Origin of the sequence: Bacillus paramycoides (assembly GCF_038971285.1) — a bacterium.
Classification (GTDB): Bacteria; Bacillota; Bacilli; order Bacillales; family Bacillaceae_G; genus Bacillus_A.
The window spans coordinates 3,772,201-3,790,610 of record NZ_CP152427.1 but is presented as its reverse complement, the minus strand read 5'-3'; the positions used below and the strand labels follow the sequence as shown (position 1 = coordinate 3,790,610).

Genomic DNA, 18,410 nt, shown 5'->3' with positions numbered 1-18,410 from the left:
GATGAACTGGTATGGAATGCGTGCACATGAAGTGGAAGAAAGAACGAATACGAATGTGAAGATTGGGCTTACAGAGAAAGAAGCAGAAGGGCGAATAAAGAAATTTGGTACAAATGAACTAGATGAAGCAAAGAGGCCTTCTGCACTCATGGTATTTTTAGCACAATTTAAAGATTTTATGGTACTTGTTTTGTTTGGTGCAACAATCGTTTCGGCTTTTTTAGGGGAATACATTGATTCTATTGCGATTGTTGCGATTGTTATTATCAACGGTATTCTCGGCTTTTTCCAAGAAAGAAAGGCTGAAAAGTCATTGGAAGCTTTAAAAGAGCTAGCCGCCCCGCAAGTTACTGTACTGCGGAATGGAAAGTGGGTAAAGGCACCGTCCAAAGCACTCGTTTTAGGTGATGTTATTAAATTTTCTAGTGGCGATCGTATCGGGGCCGATGTACGTCTTGTTGAGGCATCGAGTTTATATATCGAAGAATCAGCTTTGACAGGAGAGTCAGTACCAGTGCAGAAGAAAGTAGAAGCATTGCAAGGGCAAGATGTTTCAATTGGTGATCAAAAAAATATGGCTTTTATGGGTACGATGATTACGCGAGGATCTGGAACAGGGGTCGTTGTTGCAACTGGTATGAATACAGCAATGGGCCAAATTGCAAATATGTTACAAAATGCAGAGCAAATGGAAACACCACTGCAAAGAAGATTAGAGCAACTCGGAAAAATATTAATTATTGTGGCTCTTGTTTTGACAGCGCTTGTCGTATTAGCCGGTGTGTATCAAGGGAATGAAGTGTATCATATGTTTTTAGCTGGCGTGTCACTAGCCGTTGCTGCTATTCCAGAAGGATTACCAGCAATTGTTACAGTCGCTTTATCGCTTGGTGTACAGCGTATGATAAAAAAGAGAGCAATTGTAAGGAAGTTACCGGCGGTAGAAACGTTAGGTTGTGCTTCCGTTATATGCTCTGATAAAACAGGAACGATGACGCAAAACAAAATGATGGTAACACATATGTGGTCAGGTGGAGAGTTGTGGAAAGTGACAGGGCAAGGATATGAACCGAATGGCTCTTTTATGAAAGGTGAAAAAGAAATTAATCCAGATAAGACGAAATCACTTTATCAATTACTCACATTTGGTTCACTATGTAATAACGCAAATATAATTCAAAAGAAAAAGACATATGTATTGGACGGAGATCCAACTGAGGGAGCGCTTGTAGCTGCAGCAATGAAAGCGGGGATAACACGTGAGGCACTGAAAGGGAAATTTGAAATTATCCGCGAATTTCCGTTTGATTCCACTCGAAAAATGATGAGTGTTATTGTACGAGATCGAGAAGGGAAAAAGTTTGTCGTTACAAAGGGAGCACCAGATGTCCTTCTGCAAATGAGTCAAACAATTTTATGGGGGGATAAGCAGCAACCATTAAGTGAGTTGTATAGAAAAGAAGTACAGGCGGCTATTCATAGCTTAGGTAGTCAAGCACTTCGAACAATTGCAGTCGCTTTTAAGCCTTTAAAAGTAACAGACTCAATTGAACATGAAAGAGACGTTGAAAAAGATTTTATGTTAGTCGGGATACAAGGAATGATTGATCCGCCAAGACCAGAGGTAGAGCAGGCTGTAAAAGAGTGCAGAGAAGCTGGTATTCGAACAGTTATGATTACAGGGGATCATAAAGTAACTGCAATGGCGATTGCGGAACAATTAAGCATTTTACCACCAGGTGGACGCGTTGTTGAAGGGGTAGAACTCGCAAGTATGGATGTAGAAGAGTTAGAAAATGTCGTAGAAGACACGTATGTATTTGCTCGTGTATCACCGGAACATAAATTGAAAATTGTTAAGGCGTTGCAAAATAAAGGACATATAGTAGCAATGACAGGTGATGGAGTAAACGATGCACCTGCTATAAAAACAGCGGATATTGGGATAGCGATGGGAATTACAGGTACGGACGTTGCGAAAGAAGCTTCTTCTCTCGTATTGCTGGACGATAATTTCGCTACGATAAAATCAGCAATTAAAGAAGGGAGAAATATATACGAGAACATACGTAAGTTTATTCGTTATTTATTAGCATCGAACGTTGGAGAAATTTTGGTCATGTTATTCGCAATGTTACTTGCATTACCGCTGCCGATGGTTCCAATTCAAATTTTATGGGTGAACTTAGTTACTGACGGCTTACCGGCGATGGCATTAGGTTTGGATAAAGCTGAAGGAGACGTGATGAAGAGAACGCCGCGTCATCCGAAAGAAGGGGTATTTGCTAGGGGGCTTGCCTGGAAAATTATAAGTCGTGGCTTTCTAATTGGGGCAGTGACGTTAGTAGCGTTTATAGTAGCATTTAATCAGCATCCAAATGAACTGAAATATGCACAAACTGTAGCGTTTGCAACGTTGGTACTTGCTCAGCTTATTCATGTATTTGATTGCCGAAGTGAGCATTCTGTTTTCCACCGCAATCCGTTTGGAAATGTGTATTTAGTAGGAGCGGTTATCATCTCATTACTACTCATGCTAGTGGTTATATATTATCCACCGTTACAACCGATTTTTAGCACGATGCCAATACAAGCAAGAGATTGGTTGTTAATCGGAGGTTTATCATCAATTCCGACCTTCTTACTAGTAGGTTCTTTATTAACAGGGAAAAAGGGGAAGAAGGAAAAGCCGATATTATATAAGAAGGGATTAAACTTGAAATAGTCAATGATATGAAAATGTGATATAATTTATAGAAGGTAGTAGAGCCTTGTCTCTATTACCTTTTTCATTGAGTTATTTCATGGCTTGGATGTGATAAAAAATGATTTGTAGTATGACAGGATTTGGAAGGTCGAAAGTAGAAAATGATACTTTTCAAATTACAGTAGAAATGAAATCGGTAAACCACCGTTTTCTAGAGATGAGTATTCGACTTCCGAAGCAAATGATGGTATTCGAAGACAAAATTCGTAAAATAATTGCAGAACAAGTTCGACGTGGACGTATTGAAGTGTCTATTAGTATAACGGGTGAAGGGCTTGTTGAAAGAAAATTAAGTGTGAATTGGTCGCTTCTTGAGCAGTACCAATCGATTATGGAAGATATAAAAGGAAAATTTCAATTACAAGATTCTATTACGCTTCAGCAATTAATGGCAATGCCAGAAGTAACAGCGATTGAAGAAGTAGAAAATGTAAATGAACAATTTGAGAACAGTTTATATGAGGCGGTTCGCCAAGCTGCTCATATGTTAAAAACGATGAGAGATGGCGAAGGAGAACGATTACATAAAGATATAGCGTATCGTTTACAAGAGATTCACAATTGTGTAGATGCAATTATTCCGTATGCACCAATTGTTACGCAAAAATATCGTGAACGATTAGAAAATCGCTTAAAAGAATTACATAATCAAGATCTAGATGAACAAAGATTGCTAACAGAAGTTGCAATCTTTGCTGAGCGTTGTGATATTCACGAAGAGTTAGTTCGTTTGCAAAGTCATTTAGAGCAATTTCGTGAAACACTGCAGATTGAAGAGCCTGTTGGAAGGAAAATGGATTTCATCGTGCAAGAGATGCATAGAGAAATTAATACGATTGGTTCTAAGGCGAATGACTTAACAATTTCAAAATATGTTGTAGAAATGAAAAATAACCTTGAAAAAATTCGTGAACAAGTACAAAATATTGAGTAGCTTTCAAAAAATATATAAAGTTATACGTGGTGGAGAAATCGGATAGACTTACTAGGAGGCGCAAACTATGGCCATGCGGTTTTTAAATATTGGATACGGAAATATTGTATCTGCTCATCGAATTATTGCTATTGTAAGTCCGGAGTCAGCTCCTATTAAACGAACAGTACAGGAAGCACGCGAACATAATGCTTTGCTTGATGCTACGTATGGGAGAAAAACAAGGGCGGTTATTGTTATGGATGATGGGCATGTTGTATTAAGTCCAATTCAGCCAGAGACGATTGCACATCGTTTGAATAATAAAGAAGATTTAAGTGAGGAAGGGTAGGTTTTACATATTTATGAGAAGTAGAAGAGGATTGCTCATCGTTCTTTCAGGACCTTCTGGGGTTGGTAAAGGAACGGTTCGAAAAGAGCTGTTTAGTCATGAGGATACACGTTTTCAGTACTCCATTTCAGTAACGACACGTAAGCCACGTGAAGGTGAAGTGGATGGTGTGGATTATTTCTTTAAAGAGAGAGAAGAATTTGAGGAAATGATTCGTAATGAAAAATTACTTGAGTGGGCTGAATTCGTAGGTAATTATTACGGAACACCGATTGACTATGTTGAAAAAACATTACAAGAAGGAAAAGATGTATTCTTAGAAATTGAAGTGCAAGGAGCAATTCAAGTTAAGAAAGCTTTCCCAGAAGGTGTATTTATTTTCTTAGCACCTCCAAGTCTATCTGAACTAAAGAACCGAATTGTTGGTCGTGGTACAGAAACTGAAGATGTTATTGAAAATCGTTTAACGGTAGCGAAAGAAGAAATTGATATGATGGACGCTTACGACTACGTTGTAGAAAACGATCAAGTTGAACTAGCTTGTGAAAGAATTAAAGCAATTGTGGTTGGCGAACATTGTCGCCGCGAAAGAGTAGCAAAATATTATAAAGAAATGACGGAGGGTCTATAATTATGTTAAATCCATCAATTGATTCATTATTAACAAAAATCGATTCTAAATATACACTTGTAACAGTGGCTGCAAAACGTGCGCGCGAAATGCAACTTGCTAATAACTGTGTTGTAGAAAAACCGGTTTCTCATAAATGTGTAGGTAAAGCATTAGAAGAAATCGATATTGAAGCGTTAAGCTATGTACCAAGTGAAGATAAAGTAACTGAATAAGACTTTGTCTTCGACAATTTAGAACATAGACTTTATAATTTTCTATGTAACGGTAACAACCTATTTACAAGTAGGTTGTTATTTTTTTACGGTAGGGACGAAGTATTGATACTGACGAGATAAGAATTTTGTTTCAGTATGGATAAGTTTGAAAAAGAAAGAGGACGAGCCATATGCTAAAAGGGAAAAAGATACTTTTATGTGTAACAGGAGGCATTGCGGTCTTTAAAGCGGCTGCGTTAACGAGTAAATTGACACAAGCTGGTGCTATTGTAAAAGTAATGATGAGTGAGTCGGCAATGAAGTTTGTTACACCTCTTACATTCCAAGCGCTTTCTCGCCATGATGTATATACGGATACATTCGATGAGAAAGATTCAGCTGTTATTGCTCATATCGATTTAGCGGATTGGGCTGATGTTGTACTTGTTGCACCTGCTACAGCCAATTGTATTGGAAAGTTAGCTAACGGTATTGCGGATGATATGATTACAACTACTTTGTTAGCTACTACAGCCCCAGTGTGGATTGCACCTGCTATGAATGTGCATATGTATGAAAATAAAATTGTTCAAAAAAATATGATGACGTTAAAAACGTTAGGATATACATTTATTGAGCCTGGAGAAGGCTTTTTAGCGTGTGGTTATGTAGCGAAGGGAAGATTAGAAGAACCTGAAGCGATTATTGCACGGTTAGAAGAGGCTTTTTCAGAACAAAAACCATTGCAAGGAAAAAGAATATTAATAACTGCTGGCCCAACTCGCGAAAAGATTGATCCAGTTCGTTTTATGACCAATTTTTCTTCTGGAAAAATGGGCTATGCGATTGCAGAAGTGGCCTCGAACTTAGGTGCTGATGTCATACTCGTTTCGGGACCGACAGCACTAAATCCACCGTTACATGTAACTACGGTGCAAGTGGAATCTGCACAAGATATGTTAGAGGCAGTTCTTCAACATTATCAAAACGTAGATGTTGTCATAAAAACAGCAGCAGTTGCAGACTATCGCCCGAAATATGTTCATGATAATAAAATGAAAAAGAAAAATGGCGATGCTGTAATTGAACTCGAGAGAACAGTAGATATTTTAAAAACATTAGGTGAGATGAAAGAGAAACAGTTACTTATCGGTTTTGCGGCTGAAACGACAAACGTAGAGGAATACGCAACGAAAAAATTACGTGAGAAAAATGCAAATATGATTGTTGCGAACGATGTAAAGGCGCAAGGAGCTGGATTTGGTACAGATACGAACATTGTAACAATGTATAGAAAAGATGGAGAAATTATAGAGTTGCCACTTTTAACGAAGAAAGAGGTCGCTCGTGAAATATTAAAGCAAATTGAAATGATGTTAGAAGATGATCGTCTATGAAATTTGCAAGTGTAATTGTTGATGTACCTGCACGTCAGACAGATCGACCATTTGATTATATTATTCCTAAAAAATGGGAAGATATTGTCCAAACAGGTATGCGTGTAGTAGTTCCATTTGGCCCGAGAAAATTGCAAGGTTTTATTATTGGGATTAAAGATTCGGCTGAAGTAGAAAGTAAGAAGTTAAAAACAATCCATGAAATATTAGATGTAACACCGGTATTAAACGAGGAATTATTAAAGCTTGGATATTGGCTTACCAGTGAAACGTTATGTTATATGATTTCAGCTTTTCAAGTTATGCTTCCAACGGCGATAAAAGCAACATATAAAAAGCGTCTACAACTTCGTAAACAAGAAGAAGTAGCACCTGAACTACTGTTTTTATTTCAGGATAAAGAAGCGATAGATTGGGAAGCGATTGAGACGCAGCCACATCTATACCTTACGATTCAACAAGAAATTAAACATGGCACGATTGAAGTTGTGTATCAAGTAAAAGATAAAGTGCAAAAGAAGAAACAAAGAGTCATACAACCGGAGTTGCCAGAAGATAAATTAGAATTAGCAGCATTTGAATTGAAAAGCAAAAAACAACAAGATGTCCTCTATTATTTTGTGGAAAATTATAAAAGTGTACCGTTGAAAGTAATAACAGAGGAGTTGCAAATAACAGATGCTCCGATTAAAGCACTTGTTAAAAAGGGGCTACTCTCAGAAAAGTATGTGGAAGTGTACCGAAATCCGTATGACGATGATGATTTTGAACAAACGAAACCATTCCCGCTTACGGAGGAACAACAGCAAGTTATTACACCGATTTTATCATCAATTACAAATGAAACTTACAATCCATTTTTACTATATGGTGTTACAGGGAGCGGAAAAACAGAAGTATATTTACAATCTATAGCAGCTGTGCTCAAGAAAGGAAAAGAAGCTATTGTGCTTGTTCCTGAAATTGCACTAACGCCTCAGATGGTAGATCGTTTTAAAGGTAGATTTGGCTCACAAGTTGCAGTTCTTCATAGTGCGCTGTCTGTTGGAGAAAAATATGATGAATGGCGTAAGATTTTAAGAAAAGAAGTGAAAGTTGTAGTTGGTGCACGTTCAGCTGTATTTGCTCCTTTTGAAAATTTAGGGATTATTATTATTGATGAGGAACATGAATCGAGCTATAAGCAAGAAGATAATCCGAGATATCATGCAAGGGATGTAGCTGTGTGGAGGGGACAATATCATAAATGTCCTATCGTTCTTGGCAGTGCAACACCGACACTTGAATCGTTTGCAAGAGCAAAAAAAGGTGTGTATGAATTACTGACGATGGAAAAGCGTATGAATGAACAAGCTTTACCGACAGTAGAGATTGTTGATATGCGTGAAGAACTTCGTGACGGGAATCGCTCCATGTTTTCAAAGGCACTGCATGAAAAAATAGCAGATCGGTTAGAAAAGAAAGAACAAATGGTGCTCTTTTTAAATAGAAGAGGTCATTCTACATTTGTTATGTGTCGTGATTGTGGGTATGTTGTACAATGTCCGCATTGTGATATCTCTCTGACATATCATAAAATGAATCATCGTTTAAAATGTCATTATTGTAGCTACGAAGAGAATATGCCGACTGCTTGTCCTGCTTGTCAAAGTACATACATTCGTTTCTTTGGTACAGGTACACAAAAGGTAGAAGAAGAAATTACAAAACTATTTCCAGAGGCAAGAGTCATTCGAATGGATGTAGATACGACAAGTCGTAAAGGAATGCATGAAAAATTATTAAAGGCATTCGGGGAAGAAAAAGCAGATATATTACTTGGAACACAAATGATTGCGAAGGGATTAGATTTTCCAAAAGTAACGCTTGTCGGGGTTTTAACTGCGGACACGATGCTTCATTTACCTGATTTTCGGGCGAGTGAAAAGACTTATCAGTTATTGACGCAAGTAAGTGGACGAGCAGGCCGACATGAATTGCCAGGGGAAGTTATAATTCAAACGTATACGCCAGAACATTACAGTATAGAGTTAGCAAAGAACCAACAATATGATGTGTTTTTTGATCAAGAAATGCAAATGAGACGAACGAGACAATATCCACCTTATTACTATGTTGTACTTGTGACAGTATCTCACCCGGAATTATTAAAGGCAGTACAAGTAACGGAAAAAATTGTCGGTCATTTACGGTCGCACTGCTCGCAGCAAACAATGGTGTTAGGACCAGTTGCTTCAGCAATTCCAAGGATAAAAGATAGATATCGTTATCAATGCATGATAAAATACAAACGGGAACCAAACTTAAAGAACGTGCTCAAAATGGTAAATGAACATTATCAAGCAGAAATGCAAAAAGAGCTACAAATCTCAATTGATTTTAATCCAACAATGTTAATGTAGCGGAGGGAAATATGGCAGTTTTAGAAATAGTAAAGCACCCAAATGAAGTGTTAGAAACACCGTGTGAAAGAGTAATTAACTTTGATAAAAAGTTAGTGAAATTGTTGAAAGATATGCATGAAACAATGTTAATTGCGGACGGAGTCGGTTTAGCTGCGCCTCAAGTAGGGGTAAGCTTGCAAGTGGCGGTAGTTGATATCGGTGATGATACTGGGAGAATCGAGTTAATCAATCCATCGATACTAGAAAAACGTGGTGAACAAGTAGGTCCCGAAGGCTGTTTAAGCTTCCCGGGACTTTATGGTGAAGTGGAACGTGCGGATTATATTAAAGTACGTGCGCAAAATCGCCGAGGTAAAGTATTTTTACTAGAAGCAGAAGGATTTTTAGCGCGTGCAATTCAACATGAAATCGATCATTTACATGGTGTGTTATTTACATCGAAAGTGACGAGATATTATGAGGAAAGCGAATTAGAATAGGTATTAAAAGGAGCGGTTTTTAAATGATAAAAGTAGTATTTATGGGAACACCGGACTTTTCAGTGCCGGTGCTTCGTCGTCTTATTGAAGATGGCTATGATGTAATAGGTGTTGTGACGCAACCAGATCGTCCGGTAGGCAGAAAGAAAGTATTAACACCTACACCTGTTAAAGTGGAAGCAGAAAAACATGGTATTCCAGTGTTACAACCGTTAAGAATTCGTGAAAAAGACGAATATGAAAAAGTATTGGCATTAGAGCCAGATTTAATTGTAACAGCTGCATTCGGCCAAATTGTACCAAATGAAATTTTAGAAGCACCGAAGTATGGATGTATTAACGTCCACGCCTCTTTACTTCCTGAACTTCGTGGTGGTGCGCCAATCCATTATGCAATTATGGAAGGGAAAGAGAAAACAGGTATTACAATTATGTATATGGTAGAAAAATTGGATGCTGGTGACATCTTAACGCAAGTAGAAGTGGAAATTGAAGAGCGTGAAACGACAGGCTCGTTATTTGATAAATTAAGTGAAGCAGGAGCGCATCTTCTATCTAAAACAGTACCTTTATTAATTCAAGGTAAGCTAGAACCGATTAAACAAAATGAAGAAGAAGTAACGTTTGCATATAATATAAAACGTGAGCAAGAGAAAATTGATTGGACAAAAACAGGTGAAGAAGTATACAATCACATTCGCGGATTGAATCCATGGCCAGTTGCTTATACAACTTTAGCAGGACAAGTTGTTAAAGTATGGTGGGGAGAAAAAGTACCTGTAACGAAATCAGCTGAAGCAGGTACGATTGTTGCGATCGAAGAAGATGGTTTTGTTGTAGCGACTGGTAATGAAACGGGTGTTAAAGTTACTGAGTTGCAACCTTCTGGTAAAAAGCGTATGAGTTGTTCACAGTTTTTACGTGGCACAAAACCTGAAATTGGAACGAAGTTAGGAGAAAATGCATGAGACAAAATGTTCGTGAATTAGCTCTTGATGGTTTAATTCAAGTAGAAAAAAGTGGTGCATACAGTAACTTACTTTTAAATAATTTAATTGAAAAAAGTACAATTGATAGAAAAGATATTGGTTTATTAACTGAAATTGTATATGGAACGATTCAACGTCGTGACACATTAGATTATTATTTACAGCCTTTTTTAAAAAAGAAGGTTGAGGCGTGGGTAAGAGTATTACTTCGCTTATCTTTATATCAAATGATTTATTTAGACCGAGTGCCCGAAAGAGCGGCTATTCATGAAGCGGTTGAGATTGCAAAGCGTCGCGGCCATAAAGGGATTGCTGGTATGGTGAACGGTGTATTACGTTCGATTCAAAGAGAAGGTGTACCTTCTGTAGATGAAATTAAAGATCCAGTAGAACGTTTGGCAATTGCAACAAGTCATCCAGTTTGGCTTGTTCAAGAGTGGACTTCAGAATATGGTTTAGAAACTGCTGAGAAAATGTGTGAAGTGAACATGTTACCGCCTGTACCAACGGCGCGTGTAAATGTTGATAAAATAACAGTAGAAGAAGCAATTAAATTATTGGCTAGTGAAGGTATAGAAGCGAAGCGTGGCGATTTATCAGATGATGCCATTCAAATTGAAAAAGGGAATGTAGCGCACACAGATGCGTTTAAAAAAGGTTTTCTTTCTATTCAAGATGAAAGTTCTATGCTGGTAGCGCGCGCTCTAGAACCAGATGAGGGAGATGTAGTTCTTGATAGTTGTGCTGCTCCAGGCGGAAAAACAACGCATATTGCAGAGCGATTAAAAGGAACTGGCCAAGTTATGTCTCTTGATTTACATGCACATAAAGTACGTTTAATTAAACAACAAGCAGAGCGACTTGGTCTAGAAAATGTCGAAACAAAGGCATTAGATGCTAGAAAAGTGCAAGAGCATTTTGCAAATGGAACGTTTGATAAAATATTAGTAGATGCCCCATGTTCTGGATTTGGTGTAATTAGACGTAAGCCTGATATTAAGTTAGGTAAAGATAAAGGCGATAGTGAAAGATTATCGACGATTCAACTTGCAATACTAGAAAAAATCGCACCGTTATTAAAACAAGGTGGTCGCCTTGTTTATAGTACGTGCACAATTGAGAAAATAGAAAATGAACAAGTAATAGAGCAATTTTTACAAGAGCATCCTGAATTTGAGTGGGATACTACGATAAAAGAGCGTATGCCAGAAAAGTTAAGTCCGTATATTGATGAAGGTCAAGTACAAATTTTACCGCATTATTTTGCAACAGATGGCTTTTATATTGCTTGTTTAAGGAAGAAGGTGTAGCATCGTGGAAACGACTGTGAGAAAACAAAAGAAAAATTTAGAAACGAAAAAACCATCAATTTACTCTTTACAACTTCATGAAATGCAAGAGTGGTTAAAGGAACAAGGAGAACCAAAGTTCCGTGCTGGACAAATTTTTGACTGGTTATATAAAAAACGTGTAAAAAATTATGAGGATATGTCAAACCTTTCTAAAGGATTGCGTGATAAATTGTCGAATTCCTTTGATATTACTACTTTAAACACGTTAGTAAAACAAACGTCTTCAGATGGAACGATTAAATTCTTATTCCAATTATATGATGGATATTCTATTGAAACGGTATTAATGCGACATGAATATGGAAATTCAATTTGTGTAACAACGCAAGTAGGTTGTCGTATTGGATGTACGTTCTGTGCTTCAACGCTTGGTGGTTTAAAACGAAACCTAGAAGCTGGAGAAATTGTAGCACAAGTAGTAGAAGTGCAACGTGCACTTGATGAATCAGAAGAACGTGTAAGCTCTCTTGTTGTTATGGGAATTGGAGAACCGTTTGATAACTACGATAATTTAATGGGATTCTTACGCATTATTAATCATGAAAAAGGACTTCATATTGGTGCAAGACATATGACAGTTTCGACAAGTGGAATTATCCCGAAAATTTATAAGTTCGCTGAAGAAGACTTACAAATTAATTTTGCGATTTCACTGCATGCTCCAAACTCAGAATTACGTTCAAAATTAATGCCGATTAACCGTGCTTATAAGCTACCTGATTTAATGGAAGCTATTAAATACTATGTAAATAGAACAGGTCGTCGTATTACTTTTGAATATGGACTATTTGGAGGAGAAAATGACCAAGTTGAGCACGCTGAAGAGCTTGCTGCGCTCTTAAAAGGTGTAAAATGTCATGTAAACTTAATTCCGGTAAACTACGTACCTGAACGTGATTATGTACGTACGCCACGTGAACAAATTTTCTTATTTGAAAAAACGTTAAAAGATCGTGGAGTAAATGTAACGATTCGCCGTGAACAAGGTCATGATATTGATGCAGCCTGCGGTCAGTTGCGTGCGAAGGAGCGCAAAGAAGAGACGAGGTGACGAGATGAAAGCCGTGTTTCTATCAGATAAAGGAAAAGTTCGTCAACATAATGAAGATAGTGCAGGAGTTTTTCACAATTTAGATGGAAATATTTTAGCGGTAGTAGCAGATGGAATGGGAGGTCATCGAGCTGGTGATGTAGCTAGCTCGATGACCATTCAATTATTCCATGATTATTGGAAGCAAACGCATAATATGAATGAGCCCAAAAAAGTAGAAGAGTGGTTACATACTAGTGTTGGGATTATTAATGAGCGTGTATATGAGTACTCTAAGCAACATGTAGAATGTAATGGTATGGGAACAACGCTTATAATAGCAGTTTGTACGCCAAACTTTGTGACAATAGGTCACATAGGAGATAGTCGTTGTTATATGATATCAGAGGGGAAAATCTCGCTTGTAACGGAAGATCATTCACTTGTAAATGAACTTGTGAGACATGGTGAAATTTCAAAAGAAGACGCAGAATATCACCCGAAAAAGAATGTTTTGTTAAGGGCATTAGGAACAGAAGAAAAAGTCGGATTAGATGTTAAAACATTAGTGCTTGAGGAAGATGATCAGTTACTTCTTTGCTCTGATGGATTATCTAACAAAGTTTCTATTGCTGATATGCAACAAATTTTACAGTTAAATGAACAGCTAGAAGCTAAGGGACAACGTCTCATTCAATTGGCGAATGATCGTGGCGGGGAAGATAATATCACCCTTGTTCTTATTGATTATGCGGGTTCGACAAACGAAAGTAGGTGAAGTGCAACGTGCTGATTGGAAAACGCTTAAATGACCGTTATAAGCTACTGAAAATGATTGGTGGCGGTGGAATGGCCAATGTGTATTTAGCTCATGATGAAATACTGGGCCGGGATGTAGCGGTAAAAATATTAAGACTCGACTATTCAAATAACGAAGAGTTTATTAAACGTTTCCATCGAGAAGCGCAGTCTGTTACAACGTTGTCGCATCCAAATATTGTGAATATGTATGATGTCGGAGAAGAAGATGGTATATATTATCTTGTAATGGAGTATGTACCAGGACAAACATTGAAACAATACATAATCGAGCGAGGGATGTTACCTATAGGAGAAGCTCTTGATATTATGGAGCAGTTAACATCCGCCATGGCACACGCCCATCATTTTGAAATTGTGCACCGTGATATAAAACCGCACAACATATTAATTCGAACTGATGGAGTAATAAAAGTAACAGATTTTGGAATTGCGACAGCTACAAGTGCGACAACAATTACACATACAAATTCGGTACTCGGTTCGGTGCATTACTTATCACCAGAACAAGCGCGCGGCGGGATAGCAAATAAACAATCAGATATTTATTCCCTAGGGATTGTTATGTTTGAGTTGTTAACAGGAAGACAACCGTTTTCTGGCGAATCTGCTGTTGCTATAGCTTTGAAGCATTTACAAAGTGAAATTCCGTCTCCAAAAAGATGGAATGAAAATATTCCACAAAGTGTGGAAAATATTATATTAAAGGCAACTGCAAAAGATCCGTTTCATCGATATCAATCTGCCAATGCGATGAAACGAGATATTGAAACTGCACTATATCCAGAGAGGATAAATGAGCAGCCATTTTACATACCGGAAGATATGGAAGCGACAAAAGCGATTCCAATTATTCAACAAGAACAATTATTCGAAAATGTAACTGATGAAACAATTGTTTTAAAAGGAAGTAAAGTGGATGAACAGACAAGAAACGAAGAAGCAGAATTAAATAAGAAGAAAAAACGAAGTAATAAATGGCTCAAAATTTTAATTACAACATTTTTACTTTTATCGATTGGAATAACATTAGCGCTTACTGTTATTCCTGGGTTCTTTATTCCAAAAGATGTAAAAGTCCCTGATGTGGCTGGTATGAAATATACGACAGCAGTAAATACATTAGTTGAAAAGGGTTTCGAGGTTACCGAACCTAATATTGTATATACAGATGATGTAGAAGTCGGTGATGTCATAAAAACAGACCCTGTGGCAGGGAGAGTCGTGAAAGAAAGTTCTAAAATTACTATCTATCAATCAGGTGGAAAAAAGAAAAATAAGATGAGTGATCTCACAGGAAAAGATTTTGAGAGTATAAGGAATGAATTAGAAGAAAAATATAAGCAAGTTACAATAAATTATATTGAAAATGATAGACCAAAAGGTGAAATCGTTGAGCAAATTCCGACGCCGGATCAAATGGTAGTAGAAGCGGAACAAGAACTGAAAATTTGGGTAAGTAAAGGTCCTTATCAAATTAGACCAGGTGATTTTTCAGGATGGACTGAAAATAGCGTAAATGGTTATTTGAATGAGAGAAAATTAACTCCAGATATAAAACGCGAGTATTCCGATACTGTTGATAAAGGACTTGTCATTTCGCAATCTCCAAAACCAGGAACGCCGTTAAAAGAAGGAGATAAAGTGACGATTGTCATCTCAGAAGGTCCTAAGCCGAAAGTAACGAAAACAGTGAAAGTAGATAATATTTCTATTCCGTATGAGTCTTCTATAATAGGTGAGAAAAAACCACAAACGATAGAAATTTATAAAGAAGATATGCAACAAAAAATGGATAGACCATTTGAAACTAGAGCAATTTCAGAGTCGACAACTATTTCATTAGAATTTGTAATTCAAGAAGGCACAAAAGGACACTATAAAATTGTGCGAGATGGTGTAACGATTATCGACAAAGAAGTACCTTACCCAACTCAATAATAATGAATTTCATGTTCTGTTTTAAGAGGATGGAATGTATTACTCTTGCCTGTTATGTTGTCTACATATAGTAGAAAGTATAACAGGCAAAAATATATGATTCAAAAAGCTATAAAAGTGATACTGTTATAAATAATATTTTAAATTTGATGGTAGGTTAAATATAATAACTTGTATATATGACGGGTTTTGAAATCATTATTTAATAATTTTAATTACAGCTTCACTTTATACAAAATAAAGGAGAATTATATGCCAGAAGGAAAAATTGTAAAAGCTCTAAGTGGGTTTTATTATGTGCAGCATGAAGAGGGGATTACACAATGTCGCGGGCGTGGTGTGTTTAGAAAAAATAAAATTACACCACTGGTAGGAGACCAAGTTGTTTTTCAAGCAGATAATCCAACTGAAGGATACGTGCTTGAAGTATTTGATCGAAAAAATGAACTTGTTAGGCCTCCTATTGCTAATGTTGACCAAGCCATCCTTGTTTTCTCCGCAGTAGAACCAGATTTTAATCCGGGACTGTTAGATCGATTTTTAGTGCTGATCGAATATCATAACATTAAACCGATTATTTGCATTAGTAAGATGGATTTAGTAGATGAAAAAATGAGAGAGACTGTTGAATCTTATGCAAATGACTATCGCGAGATGGGATATGATGTATTATTTACTTCTATAAATACATCGGAAAGTATTGATATTTTAAAACCATTCTTAGAAGGTTGTGTTTCTGTCGTTGCAGGACAATCAGGTGTTGGAAAATCTTCTATGCTAAACGTTTTACGTCCAGAGTTAGAACTGAAAACGAATGATATTTCCTCGCATTTAGGACGCGGGAAACATACGACAAGACATGTGGAATTGATTGCGATTGGAAGCGGACTAGTGGCAGATACACCTGGTTTTAGTTCACTTGATTTCATAGATATCGAGGTAGAAGATCTTACATATTGTTTTCCAGAGTTGAAAGAAGCGAGCCAATACTGTAAATTTAGAGGGTGTACACATCTTTCTGAACCGAAATGCGCTGTGAAGGCAGCAGTTGAAGAAGGGAAGATTACAGAATATCGTTATAAGAATTACAAACAATTCGTAGAAGAAATTAGAGAGAGAAAGCCGAGGTATTAGTTATGATTAAAATTGCACCATCGATCTTATCAGCAGATTTTTCAAAATTAGGGGAAGAAATTAAAGATGTAGAAAAGGGTGGAGCAGATTACATTCACGTCGATGTAATGGATGGACATTTCGTACCAAATATTACGATTGGACCATTAATTGTAGAAGCAATCCGTCCGATTACATCGTTACCATTAGATGTACATTTAATGATTGAAAATCCTGATAACTATATCCCGACTTTCGCAAAAGCGGGAGCGGATATTATTACTGTTCATGTAGAGGCGTGCCCTCATTTACATCGTACAATTCAGTTAATTAAATCTCATGGCATTAAAGCGGGGGTTGTATTAAATCCGCATACGCCAGTTTCAGTGATTGAGCATGTATTAGAAGATATCGATATGGTATTACTTATGACAGTAAATCCTGGATTCGGTGGACAGAAATTTATCCATTCTGTATTACCGAAAATTAAACAAGTTGCAGATATGGTTAAAGAGCGCAATCTAGACGTAGAAATTGAAGTTGATGGTGGTGTAAACGCTGAAACAGCAAGACTTTGTGTGGAAGCAGGAGCAAATGTACTTGTAGCTGGATCAGCTGTATACAATCAAAAAGACCGCGGTGAAGCAATTCGTGTCATTCGTGGATAATGAATGAACGAGTCTTTATCCTAGTGAATCTTCTAGTGTAATAGGTTTTCACTATTTATAAAGGATAGAGAAAAAATATGTAAAAAGGCAATCTACCGAATGGCAGATTGCCTTTTTACAATAGAAGGGGAAGGAAACATGATAATTCATATTTTAGCGGGAGGACCTGCGGAATATTGTGCAGATTTTTCTCGATATGAAAATGAGAAAGTAGTGTGGGCGGCAGTTGATAGAGGAGTATATCGTTTATTAAAAGGAGGGATTACTCCAGCTGTTGCGTTTGGAGATTACGATTCGGTTACTGAAGAGGAATTAGAATGGATGGGACAGCAAACAAATGACTTACATATTGTTTCTCGTGAAAAAGATCAAACAGATTTAGAAATTGCGATTAACTGGGCGTTAGAAAAAAATCCAGCATTAATTCGCATTTTTGGTGCTACCGGCGGAAGGTTGGATCACGGTTTAGCAAATATACAGATGCTTTTAAAAGGGTTAGAAGTAGGAATAGAAATGTGCATTGTAGACAATAAAAATGAAATAAGCGTAAAAAAAGTGGGTACACATATAATTGAAGAAAATAAAAATTTTCCTTATGTATCTTTTGTACCGGTTACTGAAATAGTGGAAGGGATTACATTACTTGGTTTTAAGTATCCTCTAACAAATAAAACAATAGAGTGGGGATCGACACTTTGTATTAGTAATGAACTCGTTGAGGAAAAAGGTACTTTTTCATTTACTTCTGGCATATTAATGGTGATAAGAAGCACTGATTAAAGAAACAATTTTGCTCCTTACATCATATAGTGAACAAGTGGAGTAATGGGGATTAGGAGGGAAACCATGAGATTTTATACAATTAAGTTACCTAAATTTCTTGGTGGAATTGTTCGTGCCATGTTAAATACCTTCAAAAAAGATTAAAAAAAGCACCTATTACCGGTGCTTTTTTCATTGGTATAGTAAAAAAAGAGCCTATCGGCTCTTTTTTTTATTATTAAACACGTTCGATTTTGCCAGATTTTAATGCTCTAGCAGAAACGTAAACACGTTGAACTTTTCCGTCGATGCGTACGCGAACTTTTTGAAGGTTAGCGCCCCACTTACGTTTTGTAGCGTTCATTGCGTGAGAACGAGAGTTACCAGAACGAGCTTTTCTTCCAGTAATAGCACAAACACGAGCCATTTATATTTCCCTCCCTTGATACCTTACCATACGTAATTTTTCAATGTTAGTCTTTTATGCGATGCTAAAAACACTACTATAATTTAACACAACTAAATAGAGAATGCAACACTGTAGAAAAAAGAAATCAAGAAAAATTACTTGACACTACATATCAATGAAGAAAAG

18 protein-coding genes are annotated in these 18,410 nt (G+C 37.0%); 17 read left to right on the top strand and 1 reads right to left on the bottom strand.

The genetic code is table 11. The features are described from left to right. The first annotated feature begins 1 nt into the window (after position 1). The 17 genes from AAG068_RS19425 to spoVM all read left to right on the top strand — a co-directional run bounded on the left by AAG068_RS19425 (position 2) and on the right by spoVM (position 17,980). Positions 2-2,725, top strand: coding sequence for a calcium-translocating P-type ATPase, SERCA-type (locus tag AAG068_RS19425; protein ID WP_342715514.1), 2,724 nt, complete (start codon positions 2-4; stop codon positions 2,723-2,725). A gap of 100 nt (positions 2,726-2,825) precedes the next feature. After that, entirely contained in the window at positions 2,826-3,701 is an 876-nt protein-coding gene (locus tag AAG068_RS19420) for a YicC/YloC family endoribonuclease (protein WP_342715513.1), read from the top strand. 67 nt (positions 3,702-3,768) lie between these two features. Continuing rightward, a complete protein-coding gene (gene remA / locus AAG068_RS19415; protein ID WP_001251456.1) occupies positions 3,769-4,032 on the top strand; it encodes an extracellular matrix/biofilm regulator RemA in 264 nt (87 codons plus the stop codon). A 13-nt stretch (positions 4,033-4,045) separates the two neighbouring features. Further along, positions 4,046-4,663, top strand: a complete 618-nt coding sequence (gmk, locus tag AAG068_RS19410) for a guanylate kinase (protein ID WP_001257738.1) — start codon at positions 4,046-4,048, stop codon at positions 4,661-4,663. Between the two features lie 2 nt (positions 4,664-4,665). Next, positions 4,666-4,878, top strand: a complete 213-nt coding sequence (gene rpoZ, locus AAG068_RS19405; RefSeq protein ID WP_000933969.1) for a DNA-directed RNA polymerase subunit omega — start codon at positions 4,666-4,668, stop codon at positions 4,876-4,878. Between the two features lie 173 nt (positions 4,879-5,051). Next, positions 5,052-6,257 (top strand): bifunctional phosphopantothenoylcysteine decarboxylase/phosphopantothenate--cysteine ligase CoaBC, encoded by a 1,206-nt coding sequence (gene coaBC, locus AAG068_RS19400; RefSeq protein ID WP_342715511.1) that lies wholly within the window; start codon positions 5,052-5,054, stop codon positions 6,255-6,257. Beyond that, the gene (gene priA / locus AAG068_RS19395) at positions 6,254-8,659 is read left to right on the top strand and encodes a primosomal protein N' (protein ID WP_342715510.1); all 2,406 of its coding nucleotides are present in this window, start codon (positions 6,254-6,256) and stop codon (positions 8,657-8,659) included. The genes coaBC and priA overlap by 4 nt, the downstream gene beginning before the upstream one ends. A gap of 11 nt (positions 8,660-8,670) precedes the next feature. After that, on the top strand, positions 8,671-9,141 hold the full coding sequence (def, locus tag AAG068_RS19390; RefSeq protein WP_342715509.1) for a peptide deformylase: 471 nt from the start codon (positions 8,671-8,673) through the stop codon (positions 9,139-9,141). A 23-nt stretch (positions 9,142-9,164) separates the two neighbouring features. Then, positions 9,165-10,109: a methionyl-tRNA formyltransferase gene (fmt, locus tag AAG068_RS19385; RefSeq protein ID WP_000598791.1), complete on the top strand. Its 945-nt coding sequence runs from the start codon at positions 9,165-9,167 to the stop codon at positions 10,107-10,109. Further along, on the top strand, positions 10,106-11,440 hold the full coding sequence (rsmB, locus tag AAG068_RS19380) for a 16S rRNA (cytosine(967)-C(5))-methyltransferase RsmB (RefSeq protein WP_342715508.1): 1,335 nt from the start codon (positions 10,106-10,108) through the stop codon (positions 11,438-11,440). Before fmt ends, rsmB begins: the two co-directional genes overlap by 4 nt. A gap of 4 nt (positions 11,441-11,444) precedes the next feature. Then, entirely contained in the window at positions 11,445-12,533 is a 1,089-nt protein-coding gene (gene rlmN, locus AAG068_RS19375) for a 23S rRNA (adenine(2503)-C(2))-methyltransferase RlmN (protein WP_048530542.1), read from the top strand. A 4-nt stretch (positions 12,534-12,537) separates the two neighbouring features. After that, positions 12,538-13,290, top strand: a complete 753-nt coding sequence (locus AAG068_RS19370; protein ID WP_342715507.1) for a Stp1/IreP family PP2C-type Ser/Thr phosphatase — start codon at positions 12,538-12,540, stop codon at positions 13,288-13,290. Between the two features lie 8 nt (positions 13,291-13,298). Further along, entirely contained in the window at positions 13,299-15,272 is a 1,974-nt protein-coding gene (gene prkC, locus AAG068_RS19365; protein WP_342715506.1) for a serine/threonine protein kinase PrkC, read from the top strand. Between the two features lie 252 nt (positions 15,273-15,524). Beyond that, a complete protein-coding gene (rsgA, locus tag AAG068_RS19360; RefSeq protein WP_048530535.1) occupies positions 15,525-16,406 on the top strand; it encodes a ribosome small subunit-dependent GTPase A in 882 nt (293 codons plus the stop codon). Positions 16,407-16,408: 2 nt separating this feature from the next. Further along, complete coding sequence (rpe, locus tag AAG068_RS19355; protein ID WP_098667721.1) at positions 16,409-17,053, top strand: ribulose-phosphate 3-epimerase; 645 nt, start codon at positions 16,409-16,411, stop codon at positions 17,051-17,053. A 99-nt stretch (positions 17,054-17,152) separates the two neighbouring features. Beyond that, on the top strand, positions 17,153-17,833 hold the full coding sequence (locus tag AAG068_RS19350; protein WP_342715505.1) for a thiamine diphosphokinase: 681 nt from the start codon (positions 17,153-17,155) through the stop codon (positions 17,831-17,833). A gap of 66 nt (positions 17,834-17,899) precedes the next feature. After that, positions 17,900-17,980 carry a stage V sporulation protein SpoVM gene (spoVM, locus tag AAG068_RS19345; RefSeq protein ID WP_001213599.1) on the top strand — a complete coding sequence of 27 codons (81 nt, stop codon included), beginning with the start codon at positions 17,900-17,902 and terminating at the stop codon, positions 17,978-17,980. 73 nt (positions 17,981-18,053) lie between these two features. Here the strand turns inward: spoVM and rpmB are convergent, their stop codons facing one another. Next, positions 18,054-18,242 (bottom strand): 50S ribosomal protein L28, encoded by a 189-nt coding sequence (gene rpmB, locus AAG068_RS19340; protein WP_000124776.1) that lies wholly within the window; start codon positions 18,240-18,242, stop codon positions 18,054-18,056. Between the last annotated feature and the right edge of the window lie 168 nt (positions 18,243-18,410).

Excerpts from the sequence above, each read along its gene's own strand:
- AAG068_RS19425 (WP_342715514.1), top strand. The coding sequence starts at position 2 with ATGAACTGGTATGGAATGCGTGCACATGAAGTGGAAGAAAGAACGAAT.
- AAG068_RS19420 (WP_342715513.1), top strand. The coding sequence starts at position 2,826 with ATGATTTGTAGTATGACAGGATTTGGAAGGTCGAAAGTAGAAAATGAT.
- remA (WP_001251456.1), top strand. The coding sequence starts at position 3,769 with ATGGCCATGCGGTTTTTAAATATTGGATACGGAAATATTGTATCTGCT.
- gmk (WP_001257738.1), top strand. The coding sequence starts at position 4,046 with ATGAGAAGTAGAAGAGGATTGCTCATCGTTCTTTCAGGACCTTCTGGG.
- rpoZ (WP_000933969.1), top strand. The coding sequence starts at position 4,666 with ATGTTAAATCCATCAATTGATTCATTATTAACAAAAATCGATTCTAAA.
- coaBC (WP_342715511.1), top strand. The coding sequence starts at position 5,052 with ATGCTAAAAGGGAAAAAGATACTTTTATGTGTAACAGGAGGCATTGCG.
- priA (WP_342715510.1), top strand. The coding sequence starts at position 6,254 with ATGAAATTTGCAAGTGTAATTGTTGATGTACCTGCACGTCAGACAGAT.
- def (WP_342715509.1), top strand. The coding sequence starts at position 8,671 with ATGGCAGTTTTAGAAATAGTAAAGCACCCAAATGAAGTGTTAGAAACA.
- fmt (WP_000598791.1), top strand. The coding sequence starts at position 9,165 with ATGATAAAAGTAGTATTTATGGGAACACCGGACTTTTCAGTGCCGGTG.
- rsmB (WP_342715508.1), top strand. The coding sequence starts at position 10,106 with ATGAGACAAAATGTTCGTGAATTAGCTCTTGATGGTTTAATTCAAGTA.
- AAG068_RS19370 (WP_342715507.1), top strand. The coding sequence starts at position 12,538 with ATGAAAGCCGTGTTTCTATCAGATAAAGGAAAAGTTCGTCAACATAAT.
- rsgA (WP_048530535.1), top strand. The coding sequence starts at position 15,525 with ATGCCAGAAGGAAAAATTGTAAAAGCTCTAAGTGGGTTTTATTATGTG.
- rpe (WP_098667721.1), top strand. The coding sequence starts at position 16,409 with ATGATTAAAATTGCACCATCGATCTTATCAGCAGATTTTTCAAAATTA.
- AAG068_RS19350 (WP_342715505.1), top strand. The coding sequence starts at position 17,153 with ATGGCAGATTGCCTTTTTACAATAGAAGGGGAAGGAAACATGATAATT.
- spoVM (WP_001213599.1), top strand. The coding sequence starts at position 17,900 with ATGAGATTTTATACAATTAAGTTACCTAAATTTCTTGGTGGAATTGTT.
- rpmB (WP_000124776.1), bottom strand. The coding sequence starts at position 18,242 with ATGGCTCGTGTTTGTGCTATTACTGGAAGAAAAGCTCGTTCTGGTAAC.